General features: G+C 60.7%; 1 protein-coding gene and 1 pseudogene. Both read right to left on the reverse strand.

Going from position 1 to position 1,891, the window contains the following annotated elements; genetic code table 11:
- Positions 1-578: pseudogene (locus tag ABX749_RS31365) on the reverse strand (hypothetical protein); the annotation flags it as partial.
- 224 nt (positions 579-802) lie between these two features.
- On the reverse strand, positions 803-1,891 hold a 1,089-nt coding region (locus ABX749_RS31370; protein ID WP_372899497.1), incomplete at its 5' end, for a PDZ domain-containing protein.

A 1,891-nucleotide genomic window follows, 5' to 3' on the forward strand; every position in this document is an offset into this window, starting at 1 on the left:
ACACTATTGAGGATCGGATGCTCTGCGGCCTGATCGGTAATGACCGCTCGCGCGCCTTGGCGTTTGTGTTGGCCGTGGTGGCTGACCCACTGCTCACCAAGGATCTTGCGTCCAAAGTTGCCATAGGTCACCTCACCGCCGAATGAACCCTTTCCGTTGAAGGCGTGTGTCGCGGTGCGGATCCCGATCAACGGTTTTCCGGCGTTGATGAACTTGGTGATGTGGGCCGCTTGCGACTCGCTGGGTTTGCGAAAACGCGTTCCGATGATCATCAAGTCGGCATCGTCGAGCGCTTCCCAGCCGACCACGCCGCTCTGGTTGTTCGGGTCGATGTATCGCCCATCGGCGGACATCGAAAACAGAACGGTGCAATCGAAGCCGTGTTTCACGCTCAGGATTTTGGCCAACATCGGCATCGACTCTTCGGTGCGATACTCTTCGTCGCCCGAAACGAGAACGATTTTGCCTTGGGAGTCACCCTTGGCGGGAAAGTGGAGCACGCCCGACTGGGCTGCCACGCTGTGACTGACCAGCGGAACGAAAAGCAGGGCGAGTGAAAGAAGCGTACGGTAAATCATGCTGCGGGACGGGGTTAAAGGACGACGGGGCAGAAAGGAGTCGCGACGGGAGCTGTCACAACAAGAGTTTAACGAGACAACGCCGGTTTGAGGTCCGGCGGTCGGAAAATACCCGCACGAACCGTCCGCCCGTGGTCCTCGGACGCTGGCGCGAACCGGCTGATGTCAAACGATGACCAGCCGTTTGGCGTGAGCGGACGGGCCCAAACCGTGTGGCGGATCATTCAAATCGTTTGCAGCAAGCGAACCCAACGCAGCAGGTCATCGATCTCTGTTTCACCGCCCAGCGCAATGGGGTATCCGGCGGTCGCCAGCGGTGCCAGCCAGGTCGGGCCGTTGTCGAGTGACTCGATCGGCAACATGATTTCCAGGGCGCGATCGGGCTCGTTTTCACGCAGCCGAACGGCGGGGGGCTTGGCACTTGCCGAGACCGCGATGCCGGCAAAATTCTTTCGATCCGACAGCGCCATCGCGATCACCATGGAATCGGCTGCCGAAGCCGGCGTGTCCTTGATCGCACCGTTCGCCGCGACCGCGCTAACGAGGACGGGGACTCGCTGCGCCATCAGGGTGGCCATGCGAGAGACGACGTCGATTTCTTTTTGTTGCCAACGCTGTTCATCTTCGCTGCAGACGGCGCAGACCACGACGCCGGATTTTCCGGCTGCATCGCGCCAACCCTGCAACGCTTTTTGCGGGTCGCGGGTGTCCGGGGGGAGCAACAGCACCAGCAACGCCAGTCCGTCGTCGGCCGCCATCGCATCGGGTTTGGGGGCCACGTAGGCGGCGAGATTGGGGACATCGGGAAGCCGCAATTCCTGGACATCCCAAGGGTTTTCAGGCGGTTCGCCGGACCATTGATCGATCGTCTTTTTGAGTGTCGGTCCGGCGATCGACGTGGGGGTCAATTTGATTTCCAACGGTTCCCCGTCACGATCGATGGCCAGCGTCAGTTCTTCATCGGCGACCGCGGTGATCATCGTCCGACCGGCCGTTGCCACGTCTGTGATTTTGGTTTGATTGATTTGCTTGATCACATCGCCGGGGTTCAATTTGCCGTCGGCAGCTGTGTCGGGGACGACGGCGCGGACGACCACGTTGGGCTGCTTCGGTGCCTCGTCGTTGGCTTCCTCGGTGTCTTCTTGCGTCTCTTCGGTCAACCAGACGCCCAGGCGCTGCGGATTCAACGGGGGAATCGACTCGGCCAGCGTGACGCTGACGGTCCGTGTTTCGCCGTTTCGACGCAACGTGATCTCGAGCGACTCGCCGGCATCGTAGGGGCCGAGGGCTTGTTTGATTTGCTGAAACATCCG

Origin of the sequence: Stieleria sp. (genome assembly GCF_041595215.1) — a bacterium.
In the GTDB taxonomy this organism is placed as follows: Bacteria; Planctomycetota; Planctomycetia; order Pirellulales; family Pirellulaceae; genus Stieleria; species Stieleria magnilauensis.